Annotated in this window: 14 protein-coding genes; 6 read left to right on the top strand and 8 right to left on the bottom strand. The window is 68.1% G+C overall.

Translation table 11 applies throughout. The features are described 5' to 3' along the window. Positions 1-34 precede the first annotated feature (34 nt). The 7 genes from ACIPRI_RS07875 to gtdA all read right to left on the bottom strand — a co-directional run bounded on the left by ACIPRI_RS07875 (position 35) and on the right by gtdA (position 7,391). Positions 35-949: an acyl-CoA thioesterase gene (locus ACIPRI_RS07875; protein WP_446620863.1), complete on the bottom strand. Its 915-nt coding sequence runs from the start codon at positions 947-949 to the stop codon at positions 35-37. A gap of 66 nt (positions 950-1,015) precedes the next feature. Beyond that, on the bottom strand, positions 1,016-2,362 hold the full coding sequence (locus ACIPRI_RS07870; RefSeq protein WP_446620862.1) for an FAD-dependent oxidoreductase: 1,347 nt from the start codon (positions 2,360-2,362) through the stop codon (positions 1,016-1,018). After that, positions 2,359-3,345 (bottom strand): Bug family tripartite tricarboxylate transporter substrate binding protein, encoded by a 987-nt coding sequence (locus ACIPRI_RS07865; protein WP_446620861.1) that lies wholly within the window; start codon positions 3,343-3,345, stop codon positions 2,359-2,361. The genes ACIPRI_RS07870 and ACIPRI_RS07865 overlap by 4 nt, the downstream gene beginning before the upstream one ends. A 21-nt stretch (positions 3,346-3,366) precedes the next feature. Further along, positions 3,367-4,350, bottom strand: a complete 984-nt coding sequence (locus ACIPRI_RS07860) for a Bug family tripartite tricarboxylate transporter substrate binding protein (RefSeq protein ID WP_446620860.1) — start codon at positions 4,348-4,350, stop codon at positions 3,367-3,369. Between the two features lie 38 nt (positions 4,351-4,388). Next, on the bottom strand, positions 4,389-5,609 hold the full coding sequence (locus ACIPRI_RS07855; protein ID WP_446620859.1) for a 3-hydroxybenzoate 6-monooxygenase: 1,221 nt from the start codon (positions 5,607-5,609) through the stop codon (positions 4,389-4,391). 9 nt (positions 5,610-5,618) lie between these two features. Beyond that, positions 5,619-6,323, bottom strand: a complete 705-nt coding sequence (locus tag ACIPRI_RS07850; protein ID WP_446620858.1) for a fumarylacetoacetate hydrolase family protein — start codon at positions 6,321-6,323, stop codon at positions 5,619-5,621. Positions 6,324-6,344: 21 nt separating this feature from the next. Continuing rightward, positions 6,345-7,391, bottom strand: coding sequence for a gentisate 1,2-dioxygenase (gene gtdA / locus ACIPRI_RS07845; RefSeq protein ID WP_446620857.1), 1,047 nt, complete (start codon positions 7,389-7,391; stop codon positions 6,345-6,347). A gap of 130 nt (positions 7,392-7,521) precedes the next feature. Between gtdA and ACIPRI_RS07840 the strand changes: the two genes are divergently transcribed. From ACIPRI_RS07840 to ACIPRI_RS07825, 4 genes are all read left to right on the top strand, one after another. Further along, positions 7,522-8,421 (top strand): LysR family transcriptional regulator, encoded by a 900-nt coding sequence (locus ACIPRI_RS07840; protein ID WP_446620856.1) that lies wholly within the window; start codon positions 7,522-7,524, stop codon positions 8,419-8,421. A gap of 40 nt (positions 8,422-8,461) precedes the next feature. Beyond that, on the top strand, positions 8,462-8,902 hold the full coding sequence (locus tag ACIPRI_RS07835) for an acyl-CoA thioesterase (RefSeq protein ID WP_446620855.1): 441 nt from the start codon (positions 8,462-8,464) through the stop codon (positions 8,900-8,902). 85 nt (positions 8,903-8,987) lie between these two features. After that, the gene (locus tag ACIPRI_RS07830; RefSeq protein WP_446620854.1) at positions 8,988-9,848 is read left to right on the top strand and encodes an acid phosphatase; all 861 of its coding nucleotides are present in this window, start codon (positions 8,988-8,990) and stop codon (positions 9,846-9,848) included. A 76-nt stretch (positions 9,849-9,924) separates the two neighbouring features. Further along, a complete protein-coding gene (locus tag ACIPRI_RS07825) occupies positions 9,925-10,863 on the top strand; it encodes a GSU2403 family nucleotidyltransferase fold protein (protein WP_446620853.1) in 939 nt (312 codons plus the stop codon). Positions 10,864-10,887: 24 nt separating this feature from the next. Here the strand turns inward: ACIPRI_RS07825 and ACIPRI_RS07820 are convergent, their stop codons facing one another. Next, a complete protein-coding gene (locus ACIPRI_RS07820; protein ID WP_446620852.1) occupies positions 10,888-11,775 on the bottom strand; it encodes a LysR family transcriptional regulator in 888 nt (295 codons plus the stop codon). Positions 11,776-11,885: 110 nt separating this feature from the next. On the opposite strand from ACIPRI_RS07820, the gene ACIPRI_RS07815 reads away from it, so the two are divergent. After that, on the top strand, positions 11,886-12,887 hold the full coding sequence (locus tag ACIPRI_RS07815; RefSeq protein ID WP_446620851.1) for a tripartite tricarboxylate transporter substrate binding protein: 1,002 nt from the start codon (positions 11,886-11,888) through the stop codon (positions 12,885-12,887). Positions 12,888-12,900: 13 nt separating this feature from the next. Further along, positions 12,901-14,076 (top strand): M20 aminoacylase family protein, encoded by a 1,176-nt coding sequence (locus ACIPRI_RS07810; RefSeq protein ID WP_446620850.1) that lies wholly within the window; start codon positions 12,901-12,903, stop codon positions 14,074-14,076.

The following is a 14,076-nucleotide window of genomic DNA, read 5'->3' as shown; positions in this document are numbered from 1 at the left end:
GGTGGGGCACGAACGCCCAACGAATCCCGAGGGGTCAGGGCTCCTTGACCCGCAGCATCCCCTCCTGAGCCGTCGACGCCACCAACCGCCCATCCCGCGTGAAGATGCTGCCTCGGCACAGCCCGCGCGACCCTTGCGCGCTGGGCGAATCAATCACATAGAGCAGCCAATCGTCCAGCCGGAAATCGCGGTGGAACCACATCGCGTGGTCCAGGCTGGCAACGCGCAGCTTGCCGCTGAAAAAGGTCAGGCCGTGCGGGTTCATGGCGGCGCGCAGCAGACCGTTGTCGGAGGCATAGGCCAGCAGGGCGCGATGCACCAGCGGATCGTCCGGCAGCGGCGCCACGGCGCGCATCCAGATCAGCGATTGCGGCGTGGTGGACTTGGGTGCCAGCAGATCGGGCGCATCCACCACGCGCACCTCCAGGCCGTGCGAAATCAGGCCGCGGTAGCGGAAGTTCTCCGGCACGCGCTCGCCCAGGGCGATGCGGCGCTCGAGTTCGGTGGGTTGCGCCAGCGGCTCGGGCGCGTCGGGCATCGCGTCCTGGTGCTCGATGCCTTCATCCTTCGTCTGGAAGGAAGCCGCCATCTCGAAGATCTCGCGGCCTTGCTGCTTGGCGATGACATGGCGGGTGGTGAAGCTGCGGCCGTCGCGCGCGCGGTGCACCGTGTAGTCGATGGGTGCGTGCTCGCCCGGCAGCAGGAAGTAGGCATGCATCGAATGCACGGCGCGGTCGGCCGGCACGGTGCGGCTGGCCGCCACCAGGGCCTGGCCCAGCACCTGGCCACCGAACACCGCCGGGGTGCCGATGTTGGCGCTCTGGCCACGGAAGCGATCTTCGCCCGTGGACTCGAGCTGCATCAGCTCGACCAGTTGCGCGACCAGTCGCGGCGCGGTGGCGGGGTCGGTGAAATCGGGAGGGGCGGCGAAGGCAGCGGAATCGGTCATCGTGGTGCACGCAGGGAGGACCCAGCACCATAGCAAAGAACCGGCCAGGGGCCTGTCGCCGGGCAGTCAGCCCAGATACACGCCGTCGGTCACCAGCTTGTTTTGGAGTTGGCCTACATCGACATCGGCAAAACGGCCCGCACCCAGCGTCGCCGCCGCCGTACCCGCCGCCTGCCCCATGACGAAGCACCCGCCGCTGGCGCGCGCGGCCGACTGGCCCTCGTGCGTCATCGACGCGCAGCGGCCTGCCACCAGCAGGTTGTCCACGCCGCCTTGCGGCACCAGCATGCGCCAGGGCAGCTGGTTGGTGGCGTTGGCTTCGTCGCGCGGAAAGCGCCATTCGATCTTGCCGTCACCATGGATTTCCATCGGCCAGGCGTTGACGCCGATGCTGTCCTCGAACCGTGCGGACGACAGGATGTCTTCGCCTTCGAGCGCATAGAGCCCGGCGATGCGGCGCGTCTCGCGGATGCCCACCTGCGGCGCGATGTCGACGATGGATGACGCCTCGAAGCCCGGCACCTCCGCCTTCAAAAAGCGGAAGTACTCGCGGATCTGGCGCCGGCCCTCGACCTCGCCGGCGCTCAGCTCGCCGGCATCGACGCCGTTCATGGCCTTGCCCTGCGCGTTGCGGATCTGGGTGACGTTGGCACGCCATTCGCGCGGGTCGATCTGCGGACGCAGGATCGCGCCTTCGCGCGGGAAGTCGTAGGCGCCTGGCTTGCTTTCGCGGGCCCGGTCCATCAGCTCGTTGATCGCCTTGAACTCGCCCACCGCCGCCAGCGCACGCGGCGCATCGACGTGGCCGACGCGGAACATGGTGGTGGGAAAGAGGCTGCTGCCCTGGCCATCGCCCACCTCGAAAGGCACGCCGGCAAAGGCGGCCACGTCGGCATCGCCCGAGCAGTCGATGAACGCGTTGGCGCGGATGGCCTGGCGGCCGGACTTGGTCTCGACCACCAGCGCCGCGATGCGCGAGCCCTCCTTGATCACGGCCGCCGCCCAGGCGTGGAACAGCATCTGCACGCCAGCCTCCAGCAGCAAGGGATCGGCCGCGCACTTGTAGGCCGAGATGTCGTAGGAGCGCACGCGGATGCGCCCGCCCATGCCGTCCTGCGGCTTGTTGAGGCCGCAGGCCGCCTCGAGCCGCGCCAGCAGCTCGTCGACCACGCCATGCACCACCTGGCGCATCTCGCCACCCACCTTGCCGTACAGCCCGGCAAAGTTGGTGACGCCGCCGGCCGTGCCCATGCCGCCCAGAAAGCCGTAGCGTTCCACCAGCAGGGTGCGCGCGCCATGGCGCGCGGCGCTCAGCGCGGCCGCGATGCCGGCCGGCCCGCCACCGACGACCACCACATCGAATTCACCAAAAACCGGCAGGGTGCGTGCGGGCTCGACCAGCGCGTTGCTCATTGGATCTTGATGCCTTTGGTGGAAATGATTCGCGACATGATGGCGGCTTCTTCCTTCACCCGCAGGCGCATGCCTTCGGGCGAGGTGCCGACGGCTTGCCAGCCCTGATCGAACAGGCGCTGGCGCACTTCGGGGTTCTTCATGATCACGGCCAGCTCGCGCGTGATGCGCTCCTGCGCCACCTTCGACAAGTTGGCCGGGCCCAGCAGCGCGGTCCAGACTTCCAGGTTGAAGTCCTTCACACCGGCTTCGGCCAGCGGCGGGATGTCCGGCACCAGGGTGCTGCGGCCGCCGGTGAGGCCCACGGCCTTGAGCTTGCCGGCCCTGACTTGCGGCATGGCCACGCCGGGCGGAATCAGTGCCATCTGCACCTGGCCACCGATCATGGCCGTCACCACCTGCGGGTTGCCCTGATAGGGCACGTGCTGCGCGGCCATGCCGGGCACGCGGCTTTGCAGCTGCTCCATGCCCAGGTGGCCGACCGAGCCGACGCCCACCGAGCCGTAGTTCCAGGTGTTGCCGGCCTTGCGCGCCGCATCCAGGAAAGCGGCGCCCGAGGGCTCGTTGGTGGGCGTCACCAGCAGCAGCGGCGCGGTGGTCAGGAGCGACAGGTAGGTGAAGTCCTTGGCCGGGTCGTAAGGCAGCCTGGAATACAGCATCTTCGACGAGGTCAGGTTGCCGTTGATCACCACGCCCAGCGTGTGATCGTCGGTGGCCTTGGCGACCTGGTCGGCGGCGATGTTGCCCGACGCGCCCGGCTTGTTGTCGATGACCACCGGTTGGCCCAGCGCCTTGGCCAGCGGCTCGGCGATGGTGCGCGCGGCGATGTCGGGCGTGGAGCCGCCCGGGAAGCCGACCAGGATGCGCACTGGCTTGGTGGGCCAGGCCTGCGCCTGCGCGCCGGTGGCCGGCAGCAGCGCGCCTGCGGCCAGGCCGAGCGCGGAAAGAAGAAGGCTTCGTTTGGTGGTCTTGGTGGGTCGCATGTGGTGTTGGTTCGAGGTGGTTCAGTCCAGGCTGATGTTGCCCCGCTTCACCAGATCGCCATAGATCTTGGACTTGGCTTCGGCGTTGCGCGTGATCTCTTCCGGTGACCAGGCCAGCGGCTCGAACGCGAAGGTATCGAAGCGGGCACGAATCTCGGGGTCGGCGATCACTTTGGCGACATCGGCATTGATTTTCGCCTTGATTGATGGCGGCACACCCTTGGGCGTCAGAAGTGAGACAAAGGAGTTCACTTCCAGCCCGGCCGGCCCGCCGGCTTCGGCCATGGTCGGCACGTCCGGCATCTGCGGCACGCGCTTGTCGGCAGCCACCGCGATGTAGCGCAGCTTGCCGGCCTTGTAGATGCCCTGGCTCGACGGAATGCTGGCGTAGGCCCAGCTGACCTCGCCGCTGCCCACGTTGGCGTAAAGCTGCGACACCTCCTTGAAGGGCACGTGCTGCATGCGGGTGCCGGTCAGTGCTTCCAGCTGCTGGGCGCCCAGGTGGCCGGGGCTTCCCACGCCCCAGGAGCCGTAGGTGAGGTCGCCGTTCTTCTGCCTGGCCGCGGCGATCAGGTCCGTCATGTTCTTCCAGTTCGAGGTGCTGGGCACGGCCACGAAGAAGGGCGTGCGAAAGAGCGAGGCCACCGGGTCGAAGTGCTGCAGGGGCACGAAGCCCTTGCTCTTGTACAGGTGCGGCAGCGCGGCGATGTGCTCGCTGTCCAGCTGCAGCAGGGTGTAGCCGTCGGGCGCGGCGCGCCGGGCTGCATCGATGGCGATGAAGCCGCCGCCGCCGGGCTTGTTGTCCACCACCACGCGCTGGTTCCACTGGCGGCCCAGCTTGTCGGAGATCAGGCGCAGCACCGCGTCGGGCCCGCTGCCGGCGGCGAACGGCGTGATCAGGGTGACCGGCTTGTTCGGGTAGTCGGCGGCAGGAGCGCCCTGCGCGCAGGCCAGTCCGGCAAACAGCATGGTCGCCAGGCCAGCTAGTAGGGGGTGGGATTTCATGTCGTCTTGTCTCCGGTTTTCTTCGTGTGTTTGCTAGCTCAGTTCTCGATGCCGGCCGCGCGCGCGTCGTCCAGGCAATGCTCGGGGCGCCAGGCATAGAGCCATTCGACGGCGTCGTAGAAGCGCTGCTGCGTGCGGCCGGTCCACAGGCTGTTGCGCACCAAGCGCTCCACGCCTTTGGCGTGATAGATGCGCCCCATCTCGCGCACCGACAGCACGACGCGGGCGGTGCGGGCGACGCGCGCCGCTTCGTACAGGCGGAAGGCACGTGGCAAGTCGCCGCCGCAGCGTTCCACTGCGGCGCCCAGGGTCACGGCGTCTTCCAGCGCCATGCAGGCGCCCTGGGCCAGGTACTGCATCATGGGGTGTGCGGCATCGCCCAGCAAGGTGGCCGGGCCGCGCCCCCATTGCGCCACCGGATCGCGATCGGCCGTGCTCCAGCGGCGCCACGAGGTCGGCAGGCTCAAGAGCTGGCGCGGGCGCGCATGGATGCCTTCGAAGTAGGACAGCACTTCTTCCTGGCTGCCTTCGGTCACGCCCCACTCTTCCTTGTCGCGGCTGTGGAAGGTGACGACCAGGTTGTATTGCTCGCCATCGCGCAGGGGGTAGTGCACCAGGTGGCAGTCGGGTCCGGCCCAGACCACCGGCGCGTTCCAGCGCAGATCGGCCGGCATGCGCTCGGCCGGTACCACCGCACGGTACACCACATGGCCCGACACGCGCGGCGCATCGCCCAGCAATTTGGCGCGCACCACCGACTTGACGCCGTCGCAGCCGACCACGGCCGAGGCCCTGAAGTGCCGGCCGTCGCGGGTGGCCGCGTGCACGCCCTCGTCGCCCACCTCAAGTTGCTCCACGGCGGCCGAGGTGTGAAAACGGATGCCCGGGTGCTGCTGCACCGCATCGAAGATGGCGCCGTGCAGGTCGGCCCGGTGGCTCACCGCATAGGGGTTGCGAAAGCGCGCGCGAAAGTCTTCGCCCACCTGCACCGAGGCGACCTCGCTGCAGTCGACCGCGTCCATCATCACCAGCCGCTCGGTGAACACCGCCTTGCTGCGCACCGCCTCGCCCACGCCCAGTGCGTCGAGGGCGGCAAAGGCGTTGGGGCCCAGCTGCAGGCCGGCGCCGATCTCGCCGATGGTGGCGCTTTGTTCCAGCAGTTCCACCGAGAGGCCCAGGCGCGCCAGCGCAAGCGCCGCGGCCATGCCGCCGATGCCGCCGCCCACCAGCAGCACGCAGGGTGAAGAATTCGCGGCCATCGAAGTCACCTAGACGATGCGGACCGACAACGCATCCAGCCCGTCGACGCGCACCTCGATCGTCTGGCCGCGCTGGACCGCGCCCACGCCTTCGGGCGTGCCGGTGAAGATCAGGTCACCGGGCTGCAGTTCGAACAGGGTCGACAGGTTGGCGATCACCTCGCTCACCGACCAGATCAGGTGCGTGATGTCGCTGGACTGGCGGGTCTGGCCATCCACCGTCAGCGTGATCGCGCCCTGGTTCAGCTCGCCGATGTCGGCCAGGCGGCGCACCGGGCCGATGGGCGCCGAGTGGTCGAAGGCCTTGCCGATTTCCCAGGGCCGGCCCTGCTCGCGCATCTTGATCTGCAGGTCGCGCCGGGTCATGTCCAGGCCGATCGCATAGCCGTAGATGTGCGAGGCGGCGGCTTCCATCGCGATGTCGCGGCCGCCCTTGCCGATGGCCACCACCAGCTCGGCCTCGTAGTGGTAGTTGGAGGTCAGGCCCGGGTAGGGAATGGCTGCCGTCTCGCCGGCAGGCACCGGCACGATGGAGGCATCGTCATTGGGCTTGCAGAAGAAGAAGGGCGGCTCGCGGTCCGGATCGAAACCCATCTCGCGCGCATGCGCCGCGTAGTTGCGGCCGACGCAGTAGACGCGGCGCACGGGAAACTGGCCGGCGCTGCCGACGACGGGAAGGCCCACGACGGCGGGCGGCGAAACAACGTAGGACATGGGGCGTCTCGAAAGTTGGGTTCAAAGAAAGGCTTCGCGCAGCACGCCCATGGCGAGTTGCACCGGCCGGTCGGAAAAACTGAACAGCACCGCTTCTTCGCTGGTGTCCAGCCGCAGCGGCGCCCAGGAAGGCACGACGAAGGTGTCGCGCGGCCCGAAGGCGAACGACTCGCCGCCGATGTGCGCGGTGCCGCGCCCTTCCACCACGCTGTAGACGCTGCCGTCGGTGCTGCGATGCGCCTTGCCGGCAAAGCCCTTGGGCAGCAGCTGCAGGAAGGTGGCGATGGTGGGCATCGGCGCGCCACCGGTCAGCGGATTGATGTAGCGCAGCTTGTGACCCTGCCAGGCATCGGGCACCTCGCTCTTTTGCAGCTGCGCCAGCGCTTCGCGGCTGCGCGAATAGGGGTAGCTGAAGATGGGCGAGGTGGGCGTGGCGTGGTCATGCCGCACCGGCACCATGTTGTGGCCGAAGCGGGCAAAGCTCTGGCCCTCGGGATGCGAGACGGTCTGCATGCGCTTCTCGTCGTTCTCGGCAAAGCCGGCGTCGAAGAAGCGCAGCATGGGGATGTCCAACCCGTCGAGCCACACCACCGGCTCGCTGACACCGTCGATGCCCTCGTTGCCATGGTCGTGCCAGGCCCACGACGGCGTGATGATGAAGTCGCCCGGGACCATGGTGGTGCGCTCGCCCTCCACCGTGGTGTAGGCGCCGCGGCCGTCGACGATGAAGCGCAGCGCCGACTGCACGTGACGGTGCGAAGGCGCCACCTCGCCCGGCATGATGAGCTGCAGGCCGGCATAGAGCGATTGCGTGATGCAGGCGCGGCCCGGCAGCGCCGGGTTCTCCAGCACCAGCACGCGGCGCACCGCCTCCTCGGCGGTGATCAGCGAGGCCGACTGCATCAACAGGGGCTTGATCACCTCGTCGTAGCGCCACAGGGCCGGCACGCAGGGCGTTTGCGGCTCGCGCGGCACCAGGGTATGGAGCGACTCCCACAGCGGCGCGAGATGCAGCGGGCGGATGCGCTCGTAGTAGTCGGCGCGCTGTGCTTTGGTGACGGTACTCATGGCGTTGTCTCCTGGGGGCTGAGCCGGATTGTTCGCCCGCCCCACTATTTCCTCAAGACGTGTCGGGCGATAGAGTGCATCTTGTTTTCGGATAATGCTGCCCACCCACAAGCGAAGAGGAGCGGCGGCCATGGCAGGGCTGGACCTGGACTGGATCAGCGTGTTCGACGCGGTTTATCAAAGCGGCAGCGTGTCCAAGGCGGCCGAGCGCCTGGGCATGGCGCAGTCGGCCGCCAGCACGGCGCTGAACAAGCTGCGCCGCCATTTCGACGACCGCCTGTTCACCCGCACCGCCCAGGGCATGCTGCCGACCCCGCGCGCGCAGGAGCTGTACCCGGCGCTGCGCGAAGTGCTGGCGCAGCTGGAGATCGCGCGCGGCAGCCGGGTCGCCTTCGACGCCCCCAGCGCGCAGCGCAGCTTTCGCATCTGCCTGACCGACATCAGCGAGGTGGTGCTGCTGCCCGCCTTGCTCGGCCACCTACGCCAAGCCGCGCCAGGCGTGCGCATCGAGACCGAGATCGTCTCCACCGCCAGCGCGCGCCGGCTGGAAGACGGCGAGGTCGACCTGGCGGTCGGCTTCATGCCGCAGCTGGACGCCGGCTTCTACCAGCAGACCCTGTTCAAGCAGAACTTCGTCTGCCTGGTCGCGAAAGACCATCCGCGCATCACCGGCGCACGCATGACGGTCAAGCGCTTCTCGAGCGAGGCGCATGCCGTGGTGGCGTCGTCGGGCACTGGCCACGCCATCGTCGACAAGACCATTGCCAAGCAGCGCATCGATCGGCACGTGGTGGCGCACCTGTCCAGCTTTCTGGGCGTGGCGCGCATCGTGGCGCGCACCGAGCTCCTGGTGATCGTGCCGCGCGTGCTGGGCGAGGTGCTGGCCACGCAGGAGCCGGTAAAGCTGGTGGAGCCGCCCTTTGCGCTGCCCAGCTATGCCGTCAAGCAGCACTGGCACGAGCGCTTCCATGCCGACGCCGGCAACATGTGGCTGCGCCGGACCATGGCGCAGCTCTTCGGCGGCGGATAATTTCCGCACCCCTACAACACATCCTGGCCGAGGAGCCCCCATGTCCAGCATCACCCTGCGCTTTCTGGCCGAACCCAGCACCGTCAACTTCGGCGGCAAGGTGCATGGCGGCACCGTCATGAAGTGGATCGACGAGGCCGGCTATGCGTGCGCCACCAGTTGGTCCAAGCGCTACTGCGTCACCGTCTTCATCGGCAGCATCCGCTTTCACCGGCCGATCCGCATCGGCGACCTGGTCGAGGTGGAGGCGCGGCTGGTCTACACCGGCAGCACCAGCATGAACATCTCGGTGCAGGTGCGCAGCAGCGACATGAAGGGCGGCCAGATGCAGACCACGACCGAGTGCCTGATCGTGTTCGTGTCGGTGGACGAAGAGGGCAGGCCGATGCCGGTGGAGACCTTCACGCCAGGGACGCCCGGGGAGATCGCGCTGGCCGAGCACGTGAAGGCGCACCTCAAGGCCAGCCGATCTGCGGGATGACCACGGGCGGCGGCACGGCCCTTCTTGGTAGCCTCGGCCGGCCTGACATGTCGTCAAGGCTCACAAGCCAAGAAATAGAGACTCCATGAATCGCTGCTCCCCGCTGCCACTGGCCACGCTGGCCGCCTGTTCCATGCTCCTGCTGAGCGCCTGCGCCGGCCCGCAGCGCGCCACCGCCCCGGTGAAGGCCGCCGACGTCGGCGAACTGCGGGCGGGCACCGGCATCCTCAAGGGCTACCTGTCGAGCGCCGAGCTGCCCGACAGCCTGGCCCTGCTGCCGGCGCCGCCCGCCGCGGGCTCGGCCGCGCTGGCCGAAGACACGGCCACCTTCAAGGCGCTCACCGTGCTGCAATCGGGCCCGCGCGGCAAGCTGGCGGCGGCCGACGCCGACCTCTCCTACCCCGCGTCCCTTGGCACCTTCTCCTGCGCGCTGGGCATCCCCATCTCGGAAAGCGAAGCGCCCAACCTGACGATGCTGATGCGCCGCACCCTGGGCGACGCCGGCCTGGCCACCTACAAGGCCAAGGACAAGTACCAGCGCACCCGGCCCTTCGTCGCCTTGAAGGCGCCCAGTTGCACGCCGGCGGAAGAAGCCAAGCTGGCCAAGGATGGCTCCTACCCTTCGGGCCACGCCTCTCTCGGCTGGGCCTGGGCGCTGGTGCTGAGCGAGGTGGCGCCGGAACGCGCCGATGTGCTGCTGCAGCGCGGCCGCGCCTTCGGCCAGAGCCGCGCGATCTGCGGCGTGCATTGGCAAAGCGACATCGACGCCGGCCGCCTGGTCGGTGCCGCCACGGTCGCCAAGATGCATTCCAGCCCGGTGTTCATGGCCCAGCTGGAGGCCGCCCGCATCGAATGGACCGCCGCCCGCGCCCGCGGCGCCAAGCCCGCGGCTGACTGCGCGGCCGAAGCCGCGGCGCTGGCGACGAGCAGCGGCATCGCGCCCTGAGGAGCCGCGGCAGCGCCCTGATGGCGCGCCGCAACGTTTGGCCGTATATTTTTGAAAATTCACAAATTTACGGCCAATGGACTATCTACCCTTGCCGGACAACGCGGCGCGTCAACTGATCGACTCCATCACGGTGTTCGAGGAGTTCATGCGCGTCCAAAGCGAAGCGCGCCGCTACAGCGGAGGCATGTACTGGAAGAAGCAAGGCGCCTACGAATATCTGGTGCGGACACAAACCGACAATCGGCAAAGGCGAATCGGCCCACGCAGTGCAGAGACCGAAAGGCTTATCGAGGATTTCGGCAACCGCAAGAAGGCCGTTGAAGCCCGGCTGAAATCACTGCGCGATGCTCTCAAGGATGCGGAGCGACTCAACAAAGCGCTGAAGGTCGGGCGAGTGCCGTCAACCGTGCTGGCCGTACTGGCAGCCATCGAGGATTCAGGCCTGGGCGAGCACTTTGTCGTGGTGGGGACGCATGCCCTGTATGCCTACGAAACAGCTGCCGGCGTGCGGATCGTCCAGGGCGCGCTGGCGACGCAGGACGTCGACCTGTTGTGGGATGCGCGTCGGCGCGTCCGCTTTGTGACCGACCTTGGGCGCTTGGAGGTCTCCATGCTGGCCGTGCTGCAGCGCGCCGACCCCACGTTTGTTCGCAAGGAAGGGCAGGCCGAAACCGCCATCAACGCAAAGGGCTTTGAGATCGACTTCCTGCGGCGCCAGCCCGAAGGCGATGACCCGCACCCCTTTCGCTTTTCTGATGACGAGAATGACCTGTGGCCGGTCCAAGCTCAGCGCGCGTCGGTGCTTACCAGCGCCCCACGATTCGATCACGTCGTGGTGTCCGCCACGGGCCGGATGGCACGCATGCGCACCATCGCACCCAAGCCGTTCGTGGAATTCAAGCGATGGATGGCCGCGAAGGCCACCAACCGGCCAGATCCCAAGCGACGCCGCGACCTGCGGCAAGCCGAGATCGTGCAAGCGCTGCTCGACGAGGGCTTGCTCCTCGCATAGCGCGCGCCAGGGCCGGCGGCGCAATCAGTCGCGCAGCAGCGCGTCGATCAGTTCCCGCAGGATCGGCAAGGCCGGCGCCTCGGTGCGCCGGTCCAGCGTGACCAACGCGAAACGCGCCACGCGCTGGAGCGCCGGCCGCATGTCCAGTTCCACCAGGTCCGGCGCGGCCGCGCGAATGGCCAGCAGCACCGCGTCGCTGCGCCGCGCCACGTCCACCAGGCTGGCCACTTCCTCGCACTGCACGGTGACGCAAGCAGAAGGATGGGCCTGCGGTCCGTAGGCTTCGACCAAGGCACGCGCAACCTCGTTGCTCAACGGCGTGGATGCAATCGGATAGCGCTGCACGTCCGCAAAGCGCACGCCCTGGCGCTTGCGTCGTGTCAGCGGGTGGCCCGGGCGGCACATGAAGACGCCGCGCATCTCGCGCACCGTGTCGAGCTTGAGATCGGGCGCCGGCTCGAGCGACAGCGCATCCACCACCAGCGCGTCCAAAGAACGTGCACGCAGCGCCTGCAGCAATAGATCGGTATGGCCGCGCGCCACCACCACGCGCACCTTGGGATGCTGCGTGGCCATGTGCATCAGCAAGGGCGTCATCAGCATGGCGCCCGGGCCCGACCCCATGCCCACGCGCAACTCGCCGCCCTGGGCCTGGCTCATCTGCCGGCCGCTGTCGTGCAGCTCATCCGCATCCAGCACCAGTTGCCGCGCGCGCTGCAGCACGCCCTGGCCGAAGGGCGTGAGCTCGTTGCGGCGGCCGACCCGGTCGATGAGCGGCACGCCCAACTCGTCCTCCAGCGCGCGCACGCTGCGGCTCAGCGCCGGCTGGGTCAGGTGCAGCGCCTGGGCCGATTTGCTGAAGGAGCCGGTGGACGCCAGCGAGATCAGGTGCCGAAGCTGGACCAGGGTCATGCGATGCAGGCAAAGGTGAATTCAACTCATGCTAATGCATAGAACAATGCATTGGACGTTGGCATGAGCGACTCCTACGATGCGCCTTCCACCCCATGGGAGAGAGACAGATGACGACGAAGCCCTTGTTGTTCCTGCGCAGATGCGCCCTCCTCGCCGCCGGCCTGCTGATGGCGGCCGGCATGGCCTCTGCCCAGCAGGCCGGCCACCCCTCCAAGCCGGTCAACCTGATGGTGCCCTACCCCGCCGGCGGCCCGTCGGATGCGGCGGCGCGCATCTTCACCGTGCCGCTGGGCAGGGAGCTGGGGCAGCAGGTGGTCGTGGAGAACCTGGGCGGCGTGGCCGGCGCCATCGCCGCGCAGAAGGTGCTGGCGGCGCCGGCCGACGGCTACTACATCTTCCAGGGTTCGCCCAACGAAGTGATCCTCTCGCCGCTGGCCAACGCCGCGGTGAAGCTCAAGACCGAGGACTTCCGCCTGGTGCAGCCCACGACCGATGCAGTGATGGTCTTCGTCGCCCGCAAGGACCTGCCGGCCAACAGCGTGGACGAACTGATCGCGCTGGTGCGCACCTCGCCCGACAAGCCGCTCAGCTACGGCAGCGTGGGCATCGGCTCGCTCTACCACCTGATCCTGGAAAAGATGCAGCAGCAGACCGGCATCAAGCTCAATCACGCGCCGTACAAGGGCAACGCGCCGCTGTTGCAGGACATCGGCGGCGGCCAGGTCGACTTCGCGGTGCTGGTCTACAGCGCGGCCATGGGCGCGCTGGCCGAACAAGGCCGGCTCAAGGTGATCGGCCAGTTGGGCGCGCAGCGCTCCGAGCTCTTGAAAAACGTGCCCACGGTGAGCGAAGGCACGGCGCTGAAGGACTTCAACTACACGATCTGGAGCGGCTTCATGGTGCCCAGGAAGACGCCGGAAGACGTGGTGCAAAAGCTCCACAAGGCTGTCGTTGCCACCCTGGCCGACCCGGGCGTACGCTCGCAGCTCGCGGCCCAGACCCAGCTGGCGGCGGCGCCGATGACGCTGGCCGAGGCGCAGAAATTCTTCGAGAGCGAAACCGCGCGCTACCGCGACATCGCAAAATCCATCAACCTGCAACCCCAATAGGCGTTGACCACTCATGAGCAGCTTGCTTGAAGACCTGCAGCAACAAGCCGAAGAATTCATCGGCGTGCGGCGCGACATCCACCGGCACCCCGAACTGGCCTTTGGCGAGCACCGCACCGCGGCGCTGGTGGCGCAAAAGCTGGAGACCTGGGGCTACCAGGTCGAGCGCGGATTGGGTGGCACCGGCGTGGTGGGGCGGCTGGTGCGCGGCGACGGCCAGCGCCAACTGGGGCTGCGGGCCGACATGGACGCGCTGCCGATCGACGAGGCTACCGGCCTCAGCTATGCCAGCTGCAACCACGGCGTGATGCACGCCTGCGGCCATGACGGGCACACCGCCATGCTGCTGGCGGCGGCGCATCACCTGGCCACGCGCGGGCGCTTTGATGGCACCTTGAACCTGATCTTCCAGCCGGCCGAGGAAGGCGGCGGCGGCGCGGTGCGCATGATCGAAGACGGCCTGTTCGACAAGTACCCCTGCGATGCCGTCTTCGCCATGCACAACATGCCCGGCCTGCCCCAGGGGCGCTTCGCGCTGCGCGAAGGCGCGGCGATGGCCTCGTCGGACTACGCCACCGTCACGCTCACCGGCGTCGGCGGCCACGGCGCCATGCCGCATCGCACCTTCGATCCGGTGGTGGCGGCGTCCAGCATCGTGATGGCGCTGCAGAGCGTGGTGTCGCGCAACGTCGATCCGCTGGAGATGGCGGTGGTGACGGTGGGCGCCATCCATGCCGGCAAGGCCAAGAACGTGATCCCGGCCAGCGCGACGCTGGAGATCAGCGTGCGTTCGCTCGACCGCGACGTGCGCGCGCTGCTGGAGAAGCGCGTGAAGGCCATCATCGCCGCGCAAGCCGAGAGCTTCGGCTGCCAGGCGCAGATCGACTGGCGCAAGGGCTATGCGGTGCTGGTCAACACGAAGGATGAAACCGAGTTCGCGCGCCAGGTGGCACTGGAGCTGGTGGGCGCCGAGCGCGTCACCCTGCAGGGCCCGCCGCTCACCGGCAGCGAGGACTTCGCCTTCATGCTGGAGAAGGTGCCGGGCAGCTACCTGTTGATCGGCAATGGCGACGGCGACAGCGCCGGGGCCTGCATGGTGCACAACCCCGGCTACGACTTCAACGACGACAACGTGGCGCTCGGCGGCGCCTACTGGGTGTTGCTGGCCGAGCGCTTTTTGACGAGATAA

The organism is Variovorax sp. LARHSF232 (assembly GCF_052871435.1).
Note: the sequence above shows the minus strand (reverse complement) of the source record. Positions and strands in the feature narration are given on the sequence as shown.